This is a genomic window from Zhongshania aliphaticivorans (assembly GCF_902705875.1).
Taxonomy (GTDB): domain Bacteria; phylum Pseudomonadota; class Gammaproteobacteria; order Pseudomonadales; family Spongiibacteraceae; genus Spongiibacter; species Spongiibacter aliphaticivorans_A.
On sequence record NZ_CACSIK010000001.1, the window covers coordinates 2,824,884 to 2,845,607 of the forward strand.

The 20,724-nt window shown below is 46.3% G+C and carries 27 protein-coding genes and 1 tRNA gene; 3 read left to right on the forward strand and 25 right to left on the reverse strand.

Annotated features, from left to right (window positions below; translation table 11 throughout):
- The 4 genes from AELLOGFF_RS12680 to AELLOGFF_RS12695 form a co-directional block, all read right to left on the reverse strand.
- Complete coding sequence (locus tag AELLOGFF_RS12680; protein WP_159269078.1) at nt 1–447, reverse strand: LexA family protein; 447 nt, start codon at nt 445–447, stop codon at nt 1–3.
- Between the two features lie 244 nt (nt 448–691).
- Nucleotides 692–949: a hypothetical protein gene (locus AELLOGFF_RS12685; RefSeq protein ID WP_159269079.1), complete on the reverse strand. Its 258-nt coding sequence runs from the start codon at nt 947–949 to the stop codon at nt 692–694.
- A 25-nt stretch (nt 950–974) separates the two neighbouring features.
- Nucleotides 975–1,523: a hypothetical protein gene (locus AELLOGFF_RS12690; RefSeq protein WP_159269080.1), complete on the reverse strand. Its 549-nt coding sequence runs from the start codon at nt 1,521–1,523 to the stop codon at nt 975–977.
- Entirely contained in the window at nt 1,520–2,764 is a 1,245-nt protein-coding gene (locus AELLOGFF_RS12695) for a site-specific integrase (protein WP_159269081.1), read from the reverse strand. Before AELLOGFF_RS12695 ends, AELLOGFF_RS12690 begins: the two co-directional genes overlap by 4 nt.
- Nucleotides 2,765–3,116: 352 nt before the next feature.
- Between AELLOGFF_RS12695 and AELLOGFF_RS12700 the strand changes: the two genes are divergently transcribed.
- Nucleotides 3,117–3,356 (forward strand): helix-turn-helix domain-containing protein, encoded by a 240-nt coding sequence (locus AELLOGFF_RS12700; RefSeq protein WP_159269083.1) that lies wholly within the window; start codon nt 3,117–3,119, stop codon nt 3,354–3,356.
- A 162-nt stretch (nt 3,357–3,518) separates the two neighbouring features.
- On the opposite strand, the gene AELLOGFF_RS12705 is transcribed toward AELLOGFF_RS12700, so the two are convergent.
- The 18 genes from AELLOGFF_RS12705 to AELLOGFF_RS12790 all read right to left on the reverse strand — a co-directional run bounded on the left by AELLOGFF_RS12705 (nt 3,519) and on the right by AELLOGFF_RS12790 (nt 16,756).
- Nucleotides 3,519–3,593, reverse strand: a tRNA-Lys gene (locus tag AELLOGFF_RS12705).
- 76 nt (nt 3,594–3,669) lie between these two features.
- The gene (gene queC / locus AELLOGFF_RS12710) at nt 3,670–4,341 is read right to left on the reverse strand and encodes a 7-cyano-7-deazaguanine synthase QueC (RefSeq protein ID WP_159269084.1); all 672 of its coding nucleotides are present in this window, start codon (nt 4,339–4,341) and stop codon (nt 3,670–3,672) included.
- Nucleotides 4,342–4,376: 35 nt separating this feature from the next.
- Nucleotides 4,377–5,027: a 7-carboxy-7-deazaguanine synthase QueE gene (gene queE / locus AELLOGFF_RS12715; RefSeq protein WP_159269085.1), complete on the reverse strand. Its 651-nt coding sequence runs from the start codon at nt 5,025–5,027 to the stop codon at nt 4,377–4,379.
- A 67-nt stretch (nt 5,028–5,094) separates the two neighbouring features.
- A complete protein-coding gene (gene ybgF / locus AELLOGFF_RS12720) occupies nt 5,095–5,901 on the reverse strand; it encodes a tol-pal system protein YbgF (protein WP_159269086.1) in 807 nt (268 codons plus the stop codon).
- 15 nt (nt 5,902–5,916) lie between these two features.
- The gene (locus AELLOGFF_RS12725; RefSeq protein WP_159269087.1) at nt 5,917–6,414 is read right to left on the reverse strand and encodes an OmpA family protein; all 498 of its coding nucleotides are present in this window, start codon (nt 6,412–6,414) and stop codon (nt 5,917–5,919) included.
- 85 nt (nt 6,415–6,499) lie between these two features.
- Nucleotides 6,500–7,792 carry a Tol-Pal system beta propeller repeat protein TolB gene (gene tolB / locus AELLOGFF_RS12730; protein ID WP_200842666.1) on the reverse strand — a complete coding sequence of 431 codons (1,293 nt, stop codon included), beginning with the start codon at nt 7,790–7,792 and terminating at the stop codon, nt 6,500–6,502.
- Nucleotides 7,792–8,547 (reverse strand): cell envelope integrity protein TolA, encoded by a 756-nt coding sequence (locus tag AELLOGFF_RS12735; RefSeq protein WP_159269088.1) that lies wholly within the window; start codon nt 8,545–8,547, stop codon nt 7,792–7,794. Before AELLOGFF_RS12735 ends, tolB begins: the two co-directional genes overlap by 1 nt.
- 5 nt (nt 8,548–8,552) lie before the next feature.
- Nucleotides 8,553–8,996, reverse strand: coding sequence for a protein TolR (gene tolR / locus AELLOGFF_RS12740; RefSeq protein WP_159269089.1), 444 nt, complete (start codon nt 8,994–8,996; stop codon nt 8,553–8,555).
- Between the two features lie 11 nt (nt 8,997–9,007).
- A complete protein-coding gene (tolQ, locus tag AELLOGFF_RS12745) occupies nt 9,008–9,682 on the reverse strand; it encodes a protein TolQ (RefSeq protein WP_159269090.1) in 675 nt (224 codons plus the stop codon).
- Between the two features lie 23 nt (nt 9,683–9,705).
- Nucleotides 9,706–10,113, reverse strand: coding sequence for a tol-pal system-associated acyl-CoA thioesterase (gene ybgC, locus AELLOGFF_RS12750; protein ID WP_159269091.1), 408 nt, complete (start codon nt 10,111–10,113; stop codon nt 9,706–9,708).
- Nucleotides 10,113–11,144, reverse strand: a complete 1,032-nt coding sequence (gene ruvB, locus AELLOGFF_RS12755; RefSeq protein WP_159269092.1) for a Holliday junction branch migration DNA helicase RuvB — start codon at nt 11,142–11,144, stop codon at nt 10,113–10,115. The genes ybgC and ruvB overlap by 1 nt, the downstream gene beginning before the upstream one ends.
- Nucleotides 11,145–11,159: 15 nt before the next feature.
- On the reverse strand, nt 11,160–11,756 hold the full coding sequence (gene ruvA / locus AELLOGFF_RS12760; protein WP_159269093.1) for a Holliday junction branch migration protein RuvA: 597 nt from the start codon (nt 11,754–11,756) through the stop codon (nt 11,160–11,162).
- A 10-nt stretch (nt 11,757–11,766) separates the two neighbouring features.
- Complete coding sequence (gene ruvC / locus AELLOGFF_RS12765; RefSeq protein WP_159269094.1) at nt 11,767–12,291, reverse strand: crossover junction endodeoxyribonuclease RuvC; 525 nt, start codon at nt 12,289–12,291, stop codon at nt 11,767–11,769.
- Nucleotides 12,292–12,473: 182 nt separating this feature from the next.
- Complete coding sequence (locus AELLOGFF_RS12770) at nt 12,474–13,229, reverse strand: YebC/PmpR family DNA-binding transcriptional regulator (RefSeq protein ID WP_159269095.1); 756 nt, start codon at nt 13,227–13,229, stop codon at nt 12,474–12,476.
- A gap of 103 nt (nt 13,230–13,332) precedes the next feature.
- Nucleotides 13,333–15,105, reverse strand: a complete 1,773-nt coding sequence (aspS, locus tag AELLOGFF_RS12775) for an aspartate--tRNA ligase (RefSeq protein WP_159269411.1) — start codon at nt 15,103–15,105, stop codon at nt 13,333–13,335.
- Nucleotides 15,106–15,220: 115 nt separating this feature from the next.
- Complete coding sequence (locus tag AELLOGFF_RS12780) at nt 15,221–15,469, reverse strand: FmdB family zinc ribbon protein (protein ID WP_159269096.1); 249 nt, start codon at nt 15,467–15,469, stop codon at nt 15,221–15,223.
- 192 nt (nt 15,470–15,661) lie between these two features.
- Entirely contained in the window at nt 15,662–16,066 is a 405-nt protein-coding gene (locus AELLOGFF_RS12785) for an HU family DNA-binding protein (RefSeq protein ID WP_159269097.1), read from the reverse strand.
- A gap of 255 nt (nt 16,067–16,321) precedes the next feature.
- On the reverse strand, nt 16,322–16,756 hold the full coding sequence (locus AELLOGFF_RS12790) for an HIT domain-containing protein (RefSeq protein ID WP_159269098.1): 435 nt from the start codon (nt 16,754–16,756) through the stop codon (nt 16,322–16,324).
- Between the two features lie 80 nt (nt 16,757–16,836).
- Here AELLOGFF_RS12790 and AELLOGFF_RS12795 point away from each other — a divergent pair, with 80 nt between their 5' ends.
- A complete protein-coding gene (locus AELLOGFF_RS12795; protein WP_159269099.1) occupies nt 16,837–18,561 on the forward strand; it encodes a proline--tRNA ligase in 1,725 nt (574 codons plus the stop codon).
- On the forward strand, nt 18,562–19,221 hold the full coding sequence (locus AELLOGFF_RS12800; RefSeq protein WP_159269100.1) for a lytic transglycosylase domain-containing protein: 660 nt from the start codon (nt 18,562–18,564) through the stop codon (nt 19,219–19,221).
- Between the two features lie 15 nt (nt 19,222–19,236).
- Here AELLOGFF_RS12800 and AELLOGFF_RS12805 read toward each other — a convergent pair whose 3' ends face one another.
- The 3 genes from AELLOGFF_RS12805 to AELLOGFF_RS12815 are packed head-to-tail and all read right to left on the reverse strand — an operon-like array spanning nt 19,237 to nt 20,692.
- Nucleotides 19,237–19,728, reverse strand: coding sequence for a periplasmic heavy metal sensor (locus tag AELLOGFF_RS12805; protein WP_159269101.1), 492 nt, complete (start codon nt 19,726–19,728; stop codon nt 19,237–19,239).
- Nucleotides 19,725–20,159, reverse strand: coding sequence for a hypothetical protein (locus AELLOGFF_RS12810; protein WP_159269102.1), 435 nt, complete (start codon nt 20,157–20,159; stop codon nt 19,725–19,727). Before AELLOGFF_RS12810 ends, AELLOGFF_RS12805 begins: the two co-directional genes overlap by 4 nt.
- On the reverse strand, nt 20,156–20,692 hold the full coding sequence (locus tag AELLOGFF_RS12815; protein ID WP_159269103.1) for an RNA polymerase sigma factor: 537 nt from the start codon (nt 20,690–20,692) through the stop codon (nt 20,156–20,158). The genes AELLOGFF_RS12810 and AELLOGFF_RS12815 overlap by 4 nt, the downstream gene beginning before the upstream one ends.
- Nucleotides 20,693–20,724: the final 32 nt, after the last annotated feature.

Genomic DNA, 20,724 nt, shown 5'->3' on the forward strand with positions numbered 1-20,724 from the left:
TCACCAAGGCCAATGGCGGTGATAGCGAATATGGGCCGGCACTACCCCCTCAATCACCAGATCCATCTCTTCTGGTAATTTGATCGCCTTATGCTTGGCATTGGCCGGAAGCAGCTGGCGGTTTTTTAAATCCAACACCTTACAGGTGAGCTGACCATCAATGGCGGCAATTACCACATCGCCCTGTTTGGCCTCTAAGGCGCGATCGACCAACAGTAAATCGCCATCAAAGATCCCCAGCTCTATCATTGAATCACCACAGGCGCGCACAAAGAACGTCGATGAGGGATGGCTCACCAAGTGCTCATTCAAGTCTATACTCTGCTCTAAATATTCCTCTGCGGGGCTGGGAAAACCTGCGGAAACAGTGTCGTAAAACAGCGGGAGACGAAGCTGCCGCCCAATGGCAGGGAGTAACCTACCGGGATAAAAGTTGGAGTTCGCCATGAGTTACCCAAGATAAATAGTACTGGTTTTTTATACAGTATAGTTTAAGGGCTAGCTTGGTCAATACTGTATAATCAATAAACTTATACAAACTCTTCGGCAATTTTGGACTGAGCGTCGGAGTGCGACGGATTAAAAATTTGAATTCGACTTGATAACATCTAACCCAATAATTCTGCTATTCAGGCAGATACACAAAATATTTTACAAGTTCAAATAATTTCCAGGTTCAATTTCCGTTAATTTAATCACTAGACATTTCTTCGAGCGATTTAATATGAGCCTGTATTTTTTCAACTTCATCCAACCACTCAAGATATAACTCGTGCTTTACAAGATAAACAACAGGCTTATCCTTGCGGGTGACAGCATAAATATTATTCTTACCGCGCATAATGTTACGTATCACGCTATTGAACTCACGCCTTAATCGACTTATCGGTATAACTTTTTCTTTCTGATTTTCAATGTTTCTATTTAGCTCCATATCTTTTTTCTCCAATCATTTTCCTAAGGTCAACATAAAATCAATATGTCTCGCTGACCTGCTTAAGCTTTTTCATAAACCGTTGTGCTAACGGAATGGTTAATTCGCTAGGGTTATACACATAGCCACTCACCTGCGAAGATAACCACGCTGCAATACTATCGACTACATTATCGTCGCCACCCAACGCCACGCGGATAAGTGCATCTAGGTATGTTCTTGTGCCCTCCCCTAACATCAGTAAGTAAATTGATCGGGCTATGCATCGCAATTCTTGATTACTTAGCTCTTTGGATGGAATAAAATCATTTTGCAACGGGAGTTCTAATCCAAAACCAATAGCTATTTCTACCCGTACATCATTCAAGAATAAATCCAACATCGCGGCCGAGTGCGCCATAATTCTGTCTGACACCTCTTGTTCGAAATAAGGCAATCTAGACAACAACCAAGACTGTATTGCCGCCTTATTATCTGGCTCCCGACCAGTGCCTAGGATTGCGACTAAGTCATCGTTATAGCACGTTGTTACGCTAGAGCTGAGTAAATTTGCTAGGACTGAAGCAGTCTCTTTCGTTAATGTATTCATTGGATATTCCCTCCCATTCTCTGTAGTAACAACCGTTCGAACGCTGAACCATCTTGACGGGTCAAGTTAGGCACGTAACGCGAGTAAACTTTAAATAACATCTCAGTACTGGTGTGCCCCATTTGCTTAGCTATCCATTCAGGGGCTTCACCAGACGCAAGCCAGAGCGTTGCTGCGGTATGACGTGTTTGATAAAAGCGACGGTCTTTCATGCCCAGTAATTTCAGGGTTGGCTTCCATATCCGCTTATTGACGTTCAGCGGGTCTATAGGCGTACCAATGCGAGTACAGAACACATACTCACTAAGATGAGCTGACGCGGTGTGCTGTGCCTTAAGGGCTTGATACACCGGCTCCGACATGTGGACTTCACGTTGTGAGCCATCATTCTTGGTGTATTCCTTACCGAGGTGGCTATAGGTTTCTCGAACAAGGATTTCGCGACGCTCAAAGTCGATGTATTTCCACTGAAGACCGTGCACCTCCCCTGTTCGTAAACCAGTAAAAAACCGCACAATGAAATACTGTTTATAATCTGGACGTACTGCGGAAATAAACTTCTCGACCTCGTCGAATGACATGGGGTCGATATGCACCTTCGGTGCCTTGAGCCGTTTTACATTTTGCATGGGGTTAGGGAATTCATAGCGGTCTGCTCCCTCGGCGAGAATGGCACCCAAGACCTGCATAATTTCATTCACGGTTTTAGCTGACAGTGTTCGGTTTTTGATGCTGCCACCTGGTGCTGCGATATCTGCCCGAAAGGCTAAACAGTCAGCCTTTAGAATTTGATGCAGTTGCTTTGAACCAAAGCGTGGTAATAGGTAACCATTCACCTGCACCTTTGCAGCTCTCAACGTATTGTTTCGCCATATAGCACCATTCTCACGCAGCCAAATTGCGGTGAACTCAACAAAGGTTAATGTTGTACGCTCTACAACAACCGGAGCAACTACAGAGGGAGGTACAACGACGTTATTAGCCACCGTCCCTTGCACAACAGAAGCGGATACAGGAGCACTACTCTCGAACTGACTCGCACGATTGCTACCAGGAAAGAACCGCGCATAATCAAACGTACCAGCCACGATTTCCTGCTCAATACGCTCAAGGACTTTTTCCATCTTACGACGGTTAGTTTTAGTGTCTTTGAGGGTAGTTTGTTCACGGCAGCGTGCACCCCTATAGTTAAAATCAAAAAGGAGAGTTCCTGTTTCCTTTCGGACAGTAATTTTAGCCATTGCACACACCTCCCGATGTAAGAGGTATAGAAATCAAATCACTATTTGATGCTGCCGTCATATCGCGCTCAATGTTCTCCCAAATATAAAGAATTTTACGTCCACCAAACGGGCGGATGTAATGAGTTCCTTCCATCAGGACTGAGTCCTTTAGGGAAGTTCGAATAGTGGTTGGCTCATAGTGAATTCGAGCCGCTAAAGCGTCAGTAGTCAGGTACGTATAACTCATGTATATTTCCTCTAAGTTGCCTATCCATTCATGAGTTGGCGCATATGCCAACTTGTTTGCAGGATATACACGCATTAGTATGCGTGCCAACATATTAATTAACTTATAGGCCAATTAATCAACATGATAAGAGTTCGTTTAAAGGAAATGCTCGCAGACAAAGAGTTTCGCGAAGGCAAATCAGCAACAATGGTTGACGTGTCCGAGGCGACAGGTATCCATCGAGCAACACTTTCTAAAATTGGGAAAAATCGAGGCTACAATCCAACGCTCGACATTATTGATCGCCTTTGTGACTATTTTGATTGCGATATAACTGACCTGTTAGTACGCGCACCAAACCCCGTGACAGAGGAAAGCTAACAGGTCAAAAGGAGCTCTTTTTATGAGCTCAATCAAAGAGGATTTGCCACAGATTTGGCACGAATTTGTCACAGATCCGTCACAGGCTCAAAAATGACTAAAACTGTAGGCGAAAAAAAAGCGCTGCACATCTGCAACGCTTTGATTTTCTTCGGAATTTGATGGTGGGCCGTGATGGATTCGAACCATCGACCAATTGGTTAAAAGCCAACTGCTCTACCACTGAGCTAACGGCCCCGAAAGAGGCGCTTATAATACTGATTTCTAAATAAAAAACAACCACCTAGGTGTAAAAAAAGCAGTTTTATTACGGTTAGCTATAGCGCGTTGGATCGATGATGCCCGCCTGCTCAAAACCTTCACGTCGTAAATAGCAGCTATCACAGCGACCACAGGCCTCACCCTTATCATTAGCCTGATAACACGACACCGTCTGAGCGTAATCTACACCCAGTTGAGTACCCGCCTTTACAATGTCTGCCTTGCTAAGGGCCATCAATGGCGTATGAATATGCATTCCATTCCCCTCCACACCTGCCTTAGTGGCTACGTTTGCAAGTGTTTCAAACGCCTCTATAAATGCGGGACGACAATCCGGATAACCCGAGTAATCAACTGCATTAACGCCAATAAAAATATCATTGGCATTTAGCACTTCGGCCCAACCAAGGGCAATCGACAAAAAGACGGTATTTCGAGCTGGTACGTATGTAATTGGAATACCACTTGCTCCAGCATCAGGAACGTCAATATTCATATCTGTGAGCGCGGAGCCACCAATACTACTTAAATCCAAATTAATGATTTTAAACGCTGCGGCTCCACCCGATTCGGCAACACGCTTTGCGGCAACCAATTCGGCTCTATGTCTTTGACCATAATCAAATGCTAATGCATAACACTCATAGCCAGCTGCTCGCGCCTGAGCCAATACCGTGGCGCTATCTAAGCCACCAGACACCAGTACCACTGCTTTCTTTACCAAAATTTACTGCCCTCTCTGCCTATAAACTCGCACTTTTAGTGACCTGCGGCATCATTCCAAAGTATTTTATGCAATTGCATTTGAAAACGTACGGGCAAATTGTCATCAACTATCCAATTAGCTAGGTCTGTCGCGTTTAATTGACCAAAGCTCGGTGAGAATAAAACCTCCCCCGCTTTATCTGCCAAGCTATGTGTATCAACTTGAAATCGTGCCCAGTCATAATCTTCACGATCGCATAAAACAAACTTTACTTGATCATTACTCGTTATAAAGGCGATATTATCCATAAGATTACGATGCATTTCACCTGAAGCTGGAGTCTTTAAATCGACTACTTTTGACACTCTCGCGTCGACCTTAGCAACACTCAAGGCACCACTGGTTTCCAATGATACTTGATACCCTGCATCGCACAGAGCCGCCAACAGGGTGTGGCATTCTGGCTGCGCTAGTGGCTCGCCACCGGTAACACAGACATAGCGTGGCTTATAAGATGCTACTTCAGATAAAATATCGTCAATAAGACGACGCTCACCACCATGAAATGCGTATTCAGTATCGCAATACACGCATCGCAATGGGCAACCAGTTAAGCGCACAAAAACGGTAGGCAAACCCAAGGTGCGGGACTCACCCTGGAGAGAATAAAAAATTTCGGTAATACGCAAGGTATTCGTATTCATAAGTGCAGGCTGCCGGATACAAGTTTATTGCCGGAGATCAGCCGCGAAAGCGTTACCCCGCGAAAGCTTAAAAATTCTTGCGGAGAAACTCTCGTGATTTATTCACGGCTGAATTGCCCGTGTTGCCGTAACGATCAATAACGTGCGTAAGCATTTCCTGTGATTTGGTCTTGTCATCATTCAGAAAATACACGGTACCTAGCTTATACATTGCTGCTGGTACTTTGCCGTGATTGGGGTAATCAGTTAACAATCGCTGAAATGCTTCTGTCGCGGCGGGCAAGTTCTGGGGTTTTACGGCGACGTATAGTTCACCAAGCCAGTACCAAGCATTAGGTGTATACCGACCAGAGGGGTATTTTTCCACGTAACTTGTAAACGCCGTTATCGCTTCTTTGTATGACGCACTTTTTACTAAGCTATACGATTTGGCATAATCTGATGATTCATCGCCATCGAGTATTGACGAAGTCGTGGTAGGTGAAGGCGCTGTAGGATTACTGACACTGCTACTTTCTTCAGCTGAAACCTGCCCATCTACCGGTGAAATAGCAGCCGGAACTGTTGCTGTAACATCGACACTACCGGCTGTATCACTACTCGCGGTCAAGCGTCGATCAATATCTATATATCGATCTAAGCTTTGCTGCTTTAACTGGCGTAACTGATACCCTTGTTCTTCCACCGTTCCCCGCAACGCCATAATTTCCTGACGTAGCAATTGCAATTGCTGATACATCTCGCCTTCCATGCCTCGGTTTGACTTGGTATCAGCGCGAGAGGAGCCTACATCAACAACGGGGACTTGCGCCCACAACTGTGCCGATAAACATGCTGCCGGCAGCAGCAGAAACAGTGGTTTAATAAACCGCATCAGTACGCCTTTCTATTACTTCAGTTCAACACGACGGTTTTGCGAGTACGTTGATTCAGATTGACCGAATGCAAGCGGACGCTCTTCACCGTAGCTAACAGTTTCTATACGGTAGCGTGGAATGCCATTGATTGCCATGTAATCAGCAACCGAAATCGCACGACGCTCTCCAAGTGCAATATTATATTCGCGAGTACCACGCTCATCCGCATGCCCCTCTAAACGAACAGGTCCTGTTGTCTTTTTAAGACGAGCAATTTGCGCATCCAATGCCTTACGTGCTTTTACGGTCAGTGTGGCTTGGTCAAACTCGAAATAAAATACAGTTTCGAGACTTGCCATCTCGTCAGTGTTATAGGTTGTGTCTTTTATTGTATCAGTAGTCTCTGTGTACGTATCTACTGTGTCAGCGCCTGCTTGGCCACTGCTATCAGTATCAGTTGAAGCACAACCTACTAACATCGCACTCAAAATCGCGACCCCAAAAAACATATTTTTTGCTTGGTATTTCATGGCATTTTCCCGTCAAGTTTTAATTACACACTTCCGACTATACAATATCCATTGTCTAATCGGTATTTGGTTCCCGGCTACTACTTCATTGAAGAAAAGGCGACCAAGCCGGTTCGCGCACATCCCCGAATCGCGACGGCAATCGATACTTCACACCGCCGTCTATCGATACTGCCGCCAACACACCTTTGCCATCATACTGCGTAGCATACAATAGCATACTGGCGTTTGGCGCCACACTAGGTGACTCATCTAAATTTGTGGTGGTGAGAATTTCAACACGGTTACGCTTTAAATCCATAACCGCGATATGAAAATTACCATTTTCTCTATGCACCATCACTAAACCTAGACCATCTGCTAACACTCTCGCCCTAGCATTATAATCACCACTAAAGGTAACCCGCTCTACTGACCCGCTATTTACGTCAACCTTATAAATCTGAGGTTTGCCGCCGCGGTCAGATGTAAACACTATCGATTTTCCATCCGGCATCCATGCTGGCTCGGTATCAATAGCAAAATGATTCGTGACTCGCTGTAAGTTACCACTCGCCAGATCCATTACATATATATCGGGGCTGCCATCTTTTGACAACACCATTGCCATTTTTGATCCATCCGGTGAAAACGCCGGCGCACCATTCAACCCTCTAAACGAGGTAAGTTGCTTGCGCACATTGGTCCGCAAGTCCTGAATATAAATAGCAGGACGCGTTGTTTCAAAAGATACATAGGCAATTTTCTGTCCATCAGGCGACCATGTTGGCGCCATAATGGGCTCTCGACTATCAAATAACACCGATTCATTAGCGCCATCAATATCGCTTTTCAGCAAACGGAAGCGGGTTCGGTTACCCCCTTCGCGAACGGCAGAAACATAAAGCAATTGGGTACGGAAAGCACCACGAATATTTGTGAGTTTTTCATATATTTTATCGCTTACGCTATGCGCTAAATAACGGGGCTTATCAAGGCTTACCGATTCTTTGCCGGTAAGTATGACGCGCTGGGTATTTACATCCAAAAGTTCATAATTTGCCGTTACGGAGCCCGTCATTTCCTGTGAAAGCGTCCCAACAACAACGTAATCAACTCCAAGGCTCTTCCAGTCACGATAATAAACTTCTGTAGAGTTTTGTGGGCGCCCCAACATATCAGATCGACTTAAAGGGGCGAACTGACCACTGCGATGTAAATCACTTTCAACAATGGCGGCAATATCTTCTGCGACCGTGAGCCCAGACTGCCATCCAAATGGGACAACGGCGATGGGAACAGGATCGTCATTTCCCTTATTAATTTCAATAGTCAAATCAGCGGTAGAAAGCCCGCTGACCGCCAAAAACATGATTGCTGTAATAATCCGTATTAACATTACCGCCTCAAATCTGTGGGAATAAAGTCAAAGTTAAATACTTTGAATTTACTGTTATAGACGCTGGGGTTCTCTTTATACAAATCCGCCAACTCTTCAATTCGGCCCAACCTCGTGATGGCTCTTGTTGCTGAGTCATCAAACGCTGGGTTACCACTACTCTTAACCACCTGGTGCCCAACAATATCACCACTTGGCGCCGTTGTTATCCGCACGGTTGTTTTCATGCCATTTCGAGCGGTTGGCGGCAAAGTCCAATTCTGGCCAATTAATTTTGCAATCAACTCAATATACGTTGACGCCAACTCCCCCTCATCCATCAGCTCATCTTCAGAGGCTAAAGCATCAGCCAACTCTTTCTGCTGTTGCTGCCGAATCTCCTCTTCCAAGGCGCGCTGCCTAGCTTCTGCTTTGGCTTTTTCCTCAGCCTTTTTCTTACGCACTTCTTCGGGTGTTGGCCCTTTTGGCGTAGGCTTTGGTGTTGGCGCTGGCTTAACCTCGGGTTTCGGCTCTGGCTTTTTAACAGGCTTCACCTCTGGTTTGACCTCAGGCTTTTTCGTTGGTTTCGGTTTCGGCTTGGGTTTCACTGGCCGCGACACAGGCTTTTCTATCACCAGTTTCGCTTGAATCGCTAAGGGCTTTTCATTTTGCTTGATCACCTGGGTACTCTCAGGAAGCCCCAAAAGCAGAAAAGCAATTGCCACACCATGAAGGACTACCGTGAACGCGGTTGGCACCAACTTAAAATCATTCATCGCGCTTATTTCGCTCCACTGCGCGACTGTGGTTCCTCGGTAATCAAGCCAATTGATGTAGCTCCAGCTCCCTGCAAGGCCGCCATCGCAGCAATAACACTGGCATAATCAACTGCACCATCCCCTTTTACCATTACTGGCGTTTTAGGTTTGTTACGCAAAATTTTACCCAGTTTATCGCTGATTTCTGCTAACGCTACCGGCTCACCTTGCTTTTCTGGGTCTCCCAAGGTGACGTAATATTTTCCCGCCTTGTCCACAGACACAACAATAGGATCGTCATCAGTTTGCGGAACAGGCTCTGTCGATGCTTGAGGCAAATCTACCTGCACACCCTGCACTAACAGTGGCGCGGTTACCATAAAGACAATCAGCAGGACCAGCATGACATCAATGTATGGAACGACATTGATGTCTGACATGGGCTTGCGTTTATTTCGCCGAGACATAAGCTAAACTCCTAATCTCGCGAATGAATTTGGCGATGCAGGATGCTGGAAAACTCCTCTGAAAATGTCTCGTACTTACCGGCAAAAGAGTCAACTTTGGCTGAAAAACGGTTATACGAAACCACTGCCGGAATCGCCGCAATCAAACCCATAGCCGTCGCTACCAGTGCCTCAGAAATACCTGGTGCTACTGTCGCCAAGGTTGCCTGCTGAACCTGCCCAAGACCATGAAATGACCCCATGATCCCCCAAACTGTTCCCAACAAACCTACATAGGGACTCGTTGACCCTACTGTCGCCAAAAATGGAAGCCCACTCTCCATAGCCTCTTCTTCTCGAGACAGAGCAACTCGCATAGAGCGCTGACAAGCCTCCATCATGGCATCAGAATCTAGCTTCTTTTTTGCCAAGCGAGTAAATTCTTTAAAACCAGCCCGAAAAACACTTTCCATCCCCATAACACCGCGTTTATCGCTTCCCTCGGCGTACAAGGTATTAAGGTCTGTCCCAGACCAAAAGCGCGATTCAAAACGCACCATCTCTTTTTGCGCCTGACCAAAATACATCATGCGCTGAGCAATTTGATACCAAGATACCACTGATGCTAGCAGCAATATCAGCATGATCAGCTGCACAAACACGCTGGCTTGACTCACTAATTGCCAAATGGAAAGTTCTTGTCCCACAGTTAACTCCCGTAGTTTCTTGATTACACTTTGTTGTTTTTACGATTTAACACTGATAATAGAGCTTCTGGCATTCGTTTTGGCTTAAGGCTCAACTTATCAACACAAGCTAACTTTACATCGCCGTCACATAAGACCTCATTGCCACGATAAACCTGCTGTTTAAAGTGTATCGAGACTTTTGTTGCCGCTATGACCGTAGCCGTTACAATAAGTTGCTCATCCAACTTGGCTGGTCGTAAATATTTTGTCGATAACCCGGTGACCACAAACATCAGCGAGTCATCAATAAATGCGGCTTTATGAAAACCTAGTTCGCGCATGTACTCTGTACGGGCACGCTCAAAAAACTTTAAATAGTTGACATAAAAAACGATCCCGCCGGCGTCCGTGTCTTCCATGTAGACCCGCAACGGCATTTTGAATTCCATTAACTATCACCACCATCGTCATCACTTTTTGGCATTGGCAAGCCAAAATGACGATAAGCATGATTTGTCACTACACGCCCTCTTGGGGTGCGAATAATAAAGCCTTGCTGAATTAAATATGGCTCCAGCACATCTTCAATGGTGCCTCGCTCTTCACTAATAGCCGCAGCCAAGCTATCAACCCCTACAGGGCCACCACCAAAGCGTTCGATCATCATTAGTAGTAAGCGTCGATCCAAATGATCGAAACCAATACCATCAACGTTAAGCATATTTAATGCCTGATCTGCGATCTCTTTGCTCACACGCCCATCAGACTTCACCTCAGCGTAATCTCGCACACGACGCAACAGCCTATTAGCTATCCGCGGCGTTCCCCGAGAGCGCAGCGCTATCTCATAGGCGCCATCTCGATCTAGTTGCATACCTAGGATCTCAGCAGAACGCGAGACAATCGTTGTAAGGTCATTAACACCGTAGAATTCTAATCGCTGCACTATGCCAAAGCGATCTCTCAGCGGCGACGTTAACAAACCGGCACGGGTTGTGGCACCCACCAACGTAAATGGCGGCAAATCTAATTTAATAGACCGCGCTGCAGGCCCCTCGCCAATCATAATATCCAGCTGGTAGTCTTCCATTGCCGGATATAATATCTCTTCTATATTTGAACTGAGACGATGAATTTCATCAATAAACAACACATCACCGGCATCTAAATTTGTCATCAAGGCAGCCAAATCCCCGGCTTTTTCCAATACGGGGCCGGATGTCGTTTTTAATGACACCCCCATTTCATTGGCTAAAATATTGGCCAAAGTTGTCTTACCTAAACCCGGTGGGCCAAAAATGAGGGTGTGATCCAAGGGTTCGCTACGCATCCGAGCCGCACTCACAAAAATATTCATCTGCTCGCACACCACTGGCTGACCAATATAATCAGCTAAGGTTTTCGGCCGGATTGCGCGATCAAAGCGCTCTTCTAAAGGCTCACTTGCATCGGGTGCTATTAAGCGGTCAATTTCTATCATGTCAGATTAATATCTTTACTTGCTCATGTTTTTTAAAGCAGCGCGAATCAAATCCTCACTACTCGCGTTATCCGCTTTTACCGCACCTATCGCCTTGCTCGCCTCTTGAGGCTTATACCCTAGAGACACCAACGCAGCTTCTGCTTCTGCAATATTGGATTTAGCCAAACCACCAAGCGCTGCAGTAGTGCTCGATGCCGGTAAATCCCAGTCTTGTAAACGGTCACGCATCTCAATGACGAGACGTTCTGCGGTTTTTTTTCCCACCCCCGGCAAGCGAACCAAAGCAGCGGTATTCCCATCCTGTACACATTGGACAAAGTCATCGCTAGCGATACCCGACATAATAGTGAGCGCCAACTTGGGACCAACCCCGTTAACCTTGATCAAATCACGAAATAAACGCCGTGACGCAACATCAGCAAAGCCGTACAACTGTTGTGCATCTTCGCGAACTATAAACTGGGTGTAAAGCGATACCACTTGGCCTAAGGCTGGCAAGCTGTATATGGTGGTCATTGGCACCTGCACTTCGTAGCCAACACCATTAATGTCAATTACAATTTCTGGCGCTTGCTTCTCTATCAATACACCACGTAATCGGCCTATCATTTTAACTCCTTTATTTTAATCGCCCACGTCGCAAGCGTAACGCGGGTTCTGCCGCCATACTCTGCAAACCCTGACGTGCATTTGCATGACATATCGCTGCAGCCAAAGCATCAGCCGCGTCTTCTTGAGGAAGTGCCGGCAATTTAAGCAATAACTTCACCATGTGCTGTACTTGAAATTTATCCGCAGCACCGGTTCCCACAACGGCCTTTTTAATTTGCCGAGCAGTATACTCAGCCACTGGTACATCATTACTGACACAAGCCACCACGGCCGCGCCGCGCGCCTGCCCCAATTTAAGTGCTGATCCAGCACTTTTCGCCATGAATACTTCTTCTACCACCGCTTCGGCTGGAGAATACTCGTCAATAATGCTGGTTAAACTTTTAAAAATTATATCGAGGCGCGCAGGCAGCGCACCCCGTGGCAAGCGTATCACACCACTGGCAATGTAGCGGTGGCGACTGCCAACCGCCTCAATCACACCGAAGCCGGTCTTTTGTGATCCGGGGTCGACCCCCAAAATAATCGTCATAACCCTTAAATCTTGCGTGCTTTATAAAGTAGAAAAAAAAACTAACCACGCTACCGGTGATGTAAAAAGCGCTAACAAACACTTACACACCCAACAGCTTTCCCGCAGGCATTATGCACAGATTTAAAGAAATAATGACACGCTGACGATCAAGCGCCAACGAGTGATAATACGAAAAGGGCTTATTCGTCCCCGGCTAACTCAGCAAAAACATCGTCCGGTATATCTGCATTGGTATACACATTTTGCACATCATCAAGATCTTCAAGTGCATCTACCAAGCCAAGTAAGGATTCCGCCCCCTTGAGATCCAACTCTATACTGGTTGCTGGCAACATTTGAATATCGGCATGATTATGGCTAAATCCTGCAGCCAAAAGGGTATCCTTTACACCCAGAAACTCAGAAAACTCTGTTTGTACTTCCACGCCGCCATCATGACTGGGAACAATATCATTAGCACCGGCCTCTAACGCTACCTCTATAAGAGCATCTTCATTGACATCTGGCCCGTAAACTATTTGACCAATTCGTGTAAAAAGATAGGCAACTGACCCATCTGTGCCCAAATTACCACCACGTTTATTAAACGCATGACGCACATCTGCAACGGTTCTATTGCGATTATCGGTCATGCACTCAACAAGTACGGCAACACCCCCGCTGCCATAACCTTCGTAAGTAACCTCATCATAATTATCGGTATCGGTATTCCCTGCACCACGCGCAATAGCCTTATCAATGGTATCGCGTTTCATATTTGCAGTGAGCGCCTTGTCGACAACCGCACGTAACCGCGGATTGTCGTCCGGTAATGGGCCACCCGCCCTTGCCGCAACGACGATCTCTCGAATGAGTTTAGTGAAAACTTTACCGCGCTTGGCGTCTTGCCCCGCTTTACGGTGCTTTATATTGGCCCACTTACTGTGACCCGCCATATCAGCCCCTCCATAATAGGTGGTTTTAACCCATTATTTTTTCTGATGAATGTTAACACCTGCCCTTAGATAACAAGAGCAGGTGTTACTCTCCATTTCTCAGTTATTTTTCTTCTAACTTACGCAAACGGATATTTAACTCACCCAATTGCTTAACATCCACCTGCCCCGGCGCATCGGTCATAACACAGGCCGCACTTTGCGTTTTAGGGAATGCGATAACATCTCGAATTGATTTGGCATCAGTCATCAACATGACCAAACGATCCAAACCAAAGGCCAAACCGCCGTGCGGAGGCGCACCGTATTTTAAGGCATCAAGCAGGAAGCCAAACTTCTCTTCTGCTTCGTCTGGGCCAATACCTAACACACGAAACACCGCTTGCTGCATCTCGCTGCGGTGAATACGAACCGAACCACCACCTAACTCGGTGCCATTGAGCACCATATCGTAGGCAATCGACAATGCTTCACCGGGAGCTTTTTCGAGTTCTTCGGGTGTACACGCTGGCGCGGTAAATGGATGGTGCAATGACGTCCAATTACCATTGCCGTCTTGCTCAAACATTGGGAAATCGACGACCCATAAAGGCGCCCATTCACAGGTATATAAATTGAGATCTTCACCCAATTTACAACGCAATGCGCCAAGCGCTTCATTAACCACTTTTGTGGTGTCGGCACCAAAGAAGATCAAATCGCCATTTTCTGCATTAAGACGTGTCAGTATTGCTTCACGCACAGGCTCCGGCAAAAATTTAACAATGGGTGACTGCAAACCATTCTCTAGGTCCGCTTTATCATTAACCTTGATATACGCCAGCCCTTTAGCACCATAAATGCTGACAAATTTTGTATATTCATCAATTTTCTTACGAGTCAGTGCTTCATTTCCGCCTGGCACCTTTAAAGCGGCAACACGGCCATCAGCACTTTTTGCTGGGCCAGAGAAGACTTTAAACTCAACCTCTTGCATCAGGTCGCCAACATCCACCATTTCCAGCGGAATTCGCATATCCGGCTTATCGCTACCAAATCGCGACATTGCCTCTGCATATTGCATGGTCGGGAAACGGCCAAGGTCAATATCCATGACTTCTTTAAACAAATCGCTAATCATACCCTCAGTGACAGCCATAATCTGCTTGTCATCCATGAAGGAAGTTTCAATATCGATTTGAGTAAATTCTGGTTGACGATCAGCGCGCAAATCTTCATCACGAAAACATTTGGCAATCTGATAATAACGATCAAAACCTGACACCATCAACAGTTGCTTAAACAGCTGAGGTGATTGCGGTAAAGCGAAAAATTTACCGGCATGGGTACGGCTAGGAACCAAATAATCACGCGCACCTTCAGGCGTAGCGCGGGTTAAAATGGGGGTTTCAATATCAAGAAAATCTTGGCTGTCTAGATAACGACGCAGTACCGAAGTAATTTTGGCACGCAAACGTAATTTATCCGATATTTGCGGGCGACGGAGGTCTAAATAGCGGTACCGCAAGCGCACATCTTCACCAACATTGGTGTGATCATCAAGTTGAAATGGCGGTGTTTCAGATTCGTTCAAAATCTCCAACTCTTTGCCGAGCACTTCGATTTCGCCGGTTTTCATATTGGCGTTTACCGTAGCACCTGAACGGGCACGAACCCGACCACGAATGCACAACACGTATTCACCACGAACTCGGTCCGCGGTGCGAAAGTGTTCTTCTGTATCTGGGTCAAATACGACCTGAACAATGCCTTCCCGATCACGCATATCAAGGAAAATCACACCGCCATGATCACGGCGTCGGTCAACCCAACCACACAACGTGACCTCTTGATCTATCTGTTCGCTACTTAAGCTGCCGCAATAATGACTGCGCATGTGATCTATTCCCGCCATATCAAATGTATTCTGAGTAACATAATTGGCGCATCGCATGCTGCGCCAGGTTCTCGGTGTTGCAAACAACTGATGTCAGTGCTCGCCAATTAAAGCGCTAGGCATCCGACGCAGAGGAAGATCCTCCGGCAGAGCCTTCACCTGCTAGATTTTTCTTTTTGCCACTGCCTTTAAAATCCGTTTCGTACCACCCACCACCTTTTAAGCGAAAACCAGCAGCAGATATTTTCTTAACAAGCTCAGCTGCCCCACATTTAGGGCATTCCGTTAATACAGGATCGCTCATTTTCTGCAAGGCCTCATGCTCATATTGACACGATTGGCACTCATATTCATAAATAGGCATAGGAAAACTCCCAAAACTCAAGCTGCACAAAAGAAGTCTTATCGAACCAAGCGGCGCAAAAGGAGCGGGATTATAACGCAAAGCGGGGGCGGCAATAAATGCAGCTGCTAATTTGTGGGAAAATAATCTATGAAAAATGGGGAGAATCAGCCCCAAGCGTAAAAAATTGCTGGGGCTGTAGACATTCAGACCTTATAGAGCAAAGTCTTTTAACTTCTTCAGTGGACGCACCTTAACGGCAACACTCGCTGGTTTAGCCTTAAACATCGTTTCTTCGCCAGTAAAGGGGTTAATGCCTTTACGCGCCTTAGTCGCTGGTTTCTTAACTGTCGTGATTTTCATCAATCCAGGTATTGTAAACTCACCCAGTGAACGTTTTTTAACACTGCGCTCAATGAGTAATTCCAGCTCTTCAAGCACTTCACCAACTTGCTTGCGAGTTAAATTGGTATGTTCAGCTATCTCAGTCAGAATTTGCGTCTTTGTCATTTTCTCAGAGATAGCCGTTGTTTTGCGCTTAGGTGCAGCAGCAACCTTCGCTTTAGCTGGAGCCTTTTTCGCGGCAGCTTTTTTGGGAGCAGCTTTTTTTATCGCCATTAGATTATCCTGTATCACTCGTTAAATTTATTAGCTTACATTGGTTTAAAGCACCAACCAGCAAGTACCGCATGCTAATTACGAACCTGTGCCTGCGTCTATCTATAGTAGATTGTGCTATCCAATACAAGATGAAAGCCATATTTTGATTCAAAACACTGTAAAAAAGGCCTATTTTGTATAATTACAATGCTTTTTCTGACTATTTTTAACCCCTCGATTCACTGGTACACGCAGTACTTGGCATAACCGTTCCTAATCAGCCTCGACGAGCAAGGGTAAGCCATTAGCCGTATAAGCCGATCTTAACTCGGACAAATGCGACGCTAAAATACTGGGCTCATAGGGTTTAGCTGGCAACACGCCCCAAACTGGTTTTGGCCATGCAACGTCGCTAGCAAAGCGAGCGAGATGATGAATATGTAACTGGGGCACCATATTCCCGAGCGCGGCCACATTCAATTTTTCAGCATTAAAAACCGCTCTCAAAACATCGCAGCTTAGATTCGATTCTTTAAGGTATAACTGCTGATCAGCGGGCTCTAGGTCGCATATTTCCCGAATATCATGACGACGTGGTACCAAAATCAACCACGGATACTGGTTGTCATTCATCAACAACACTTTACACAGGGGTAAATCACCCACCAAAACGCAATCTCTTGCCAAAGCCTCATGTAATTTGAACATCACTCCTCCTATGGCCTGTACCGCGATAGCGATCAATCGTAAAATGCACCCACATTGATAAACAAGGCCTAAATAACACCATGCGCGCAAGCCAATTCCTTATTGCCACTCAAAAAGAAACCCCAGCCGACGCTGAGGTCATTAGTCATCAACTTATGCTTAGAGCAGGCATGATACGCAAGCTTGCCACCGGCCTCTACACCTGGCTTCCGATGGGCCTGCGAGTATTACGCAAAGTTGAGAATATAGTTCGCGAAGAAATGAATCGCAGTGGCGCCATGGAAGTCATGATGCCCATTGTCCAACCCGCAGAATTATGGGAAGAATCCGGCCGCTGGGAACAATACGGCGCAGAACTATTACGCATTGGTGATCGCCATGGACGTGCTTTTTGTCTCGGCCCCACTCACGAAGAGGTTATTACTGACCTAATTCGCAATGAAATCAAAAGCTACAAACAGTTACCTGCCAATTTTTATCAAATTCAAACCAAATTCCGCGATGAGATTCGACCTCGCTTTGGTGTCATGCGCTCTCGCGAGTTCATCATGAAAGACGCCTATTCCTTTCACAATGATCAGGCGTCCTTACAAACAACCTATGACGTCATGCATGCAGCCTATACTCGTATCTTTACAAGACTCGGTTTAGACTTCCGCCCAGTCATCGCTGACACTGGGTCTATCGGCGGCAGTGCCTCACATGAATTTCATGTATTAGCCTCTTCCGGAGAAGACGATATCGCCTTCTCCGACACTTCTGACTATGCCGCAAATGTTGAAATGGCAGAAGCGCTAGCGCCTGCAGGCAAACGACCTGCCGCCACAAAAACCATCGAATCAATCGCCACCCCCGACGCCCATACCATCGATGAGGTCAGCGCCTTTCTGAAAGTACCCACCTCAGAAATACTCAAAACGCTCATTGTATACAGTGATGCCGACGAAGAGTGCAATAAACAGCTTATTGCACTCATTCTTCGTGGTGACCACAATTTAAATGAAATAAAAGCTGAAAAAATAGCTGGCGTCGCCTGCCCCCTTACTTTTGCCAGTGAAGAAGACATCCAAGCCACACTGAACTGTAAACCAGGTTCTATTGGCCCCGTGGGAGTAAACATACGCATTATTGCCGATCGTAGCGCTGCACATTGCGCAGACTTTGTGTGTGGGGCAAACAAAGACGGTTTCCACCTTAGCGGTGCTAATTGGGATAGAGATGCCAGCTACACCGAAACTGCTGATCTACGTGACGTTGTTGAAGGTGATCCCAGCCCAGATGGCCAGGGCAGCTTACTAATTAAGCGCGGTATTGAAGTGGGACACATATTCCAGCTAGGCACAAAATACTCAGAAGCCTTGAAGGCCACAGTCCTCAATGAAAATGGCAAAGATCAGACGATGACTATGGGCTGTTACGGCATTGGTATTACCCGCGTAGTGGCCTCTGCAATTGAACAGAACCATGACGACAAAGGCATTATCTGGCCAGTTAGCATTGCGCCGTTTGAAATTGCCATTGTGCCACTGAACTTACAGAAATCTGAGCGCGTTCGCGAACATGCAGAACAACTCTATGCCACGCTAAGCGGGTTGGGTTATGACGTGTTATTAGATGACCGCAATGAACGCCCAGGGGTAAAATTTGCAGACATGGAACTGACGGGGATTCCTCACCGTATTGTTATTGGTGATCGCGGTCTTGATAACGGCATGCTGGAATATAAAAACCGCCTCGAAAGTGATAACCAAGATGTTGCCATTGACGGTATTGTTGATTTTATTCAACAACAACTCCCCCGATAAATGACGGCAGATAACGGCAGACAAACTAGCCTTGCAAAATATACTGCAAGGTTAGTGTTTCTTGTCCTGCTGGCAACGTCACCAGCAAGCGCCATAGATTTAAATAACCAGCCAGCAGTAGCGCTCACAAAATCTGCCAAAGATCAGCAAGAGCGTGATGAATTACGTATTTATCTTAAGCAAGCTATCGCTAACGCCAGTAGTTTCAAAGACCGTTTCGATGCAGAAGTCTGGTTATTCGACATGTCTGGAAGAATGAGCAGGTTTATCAAGGACCCACAAGAACGACTTATATTTCTTCGTAGCGTCCATCGCGAGGCAAGCGCCGCCAATTTAAGCCCAGAGTTAGTATTGGCGCTGATTGAAGTTGAAAGCTATTTTGACCGTTTTGCCGTATCCCATGCTGGCGCACAGGGCTTAATGCAAATAATGCCATTTTGGAAAAAAGAAATCGGCCGCCCAAACGACAATCTCACCCATGCAGACACCAACTTGCGTTACGGCTGCCAAATCCTACAGTTCTATATTCAAAAAGAAAAAGGCAACCTTCACCGTGCGTTGGCTAGATACAATGGCAGCCTTGGAAAAAACTGGTACCCAGATCGCGTCTTTGATCGCTGGCGTCGACATTGGTACAACGGCGAATTAACACCTCAGTAATGTCGCCTAGAAAGCCTAGTGCGAGGGTTTATCATCACGCTTAGGGGGTGAACCCGGTTTCTGGGGCTTAGGCGGTTTCTTCTGCATTCGCCCCAGTTCTCGCAATGCAAACTTAACGCGTTGCTCTGGCGGCAGCCTAGCTAATATCGTTGCCAATACCTCATGGCTCACTGCTTTTAAGTGATCATCCGCCTGTCGGATGGCGGCAAAGCCATTACTAATATCGCCTTCGGTAATTTGCTCCTGCTTTAAAAGCACACCCATTTCTCTCTTTGCTTTTCTAAGCTCCCGATATGCTTTTGCCATATCGCCTCGATGTAACTCCAAAACTTGGCGCATAGGCTCGGCCAACTCATTGGGCTCATCTTTTAACAACTGCTTGGTCATACCATGCATTGCTTGGCGCTCCTCGCCCATCAAGCGATGACCAATATATGACCCCACTAAAACCCCATTCAACACCAAAGAAACAAACAGTGCGATGAGAAGACTTCTACGAGCGCTCATAAATCAGTACCTGCAATCCAATTACTTACTTCATAACTTGCGGTGGCATCAAAACTATAAATATCAGACTCAGAATAATCTGCAAAATACCCCCCAGCACCCAATACCACACCCAGTAACGCCGACGCCATGGCGGTTGCAAAACTCAAGCGCCACACTGGCATAAACGCTTCTTTTACCACTTGCCGACGTGGTACCGCTATTGTCGACAGACGCGCCCGAAAGGCATCACTTGGCTCCAAAGTCGGAAATTCATCGCGATACAAAGCAGATAACTTACGCTCTTCAGCTTGTGTTTCCGCCCACAGCGATGAACAGGAGTCCACCGTCAAAAACACGGGCAACAACCATCTAAATACAGCAGGCCACTGCGCCGAATTTCCGCCATAACGCGCCACTAAGACAGAGAAGGTCTTGTTCAACACTGTCATTTCACACCTCCCAATTTTACTCGAAGCTGCTTCTTTGCGCGGCTTAATAATGACTCTACGGCCTTAGCTGATAGGTCCATGATCACGGCTATATCTTTTACCGAAACATCTTGATAAAAACGGAAGGCCATTACCGCGCGCTGATTCTCAGGAAGATCACCCAAAGCCTCACGCACCTCAGAGTCCGCTTCCCGCAAAGGGCATTCTGGCTCCGCAGCACTGTCAACAATAAACTCGACTAAGCCATCATCATGTACATGACGCTGCTGAAAGCGCTGACTGTGATTAAGTGCTAGGTTGTTCGCCACACGATATAACCACGTTGTTAGTTTGGCATCATCCTGCCACTTAGGCGCCTGAATCCAGAGCCGCTCAAAAACTTCTTGGCAAATATCTTCTGCATCGACACGTGAAAGAATAATCCGATATACAAGGTTTAAAACCATTTTACTATGACGATCCAGCAGCGTTGAAAACGCCTGCTGGTCGCCATCTGCTACTCGCCGCATTAATTCGACATCAGATATTTGCACGCTGAATCCTATTAATTTGGCAGTAGCAGAGT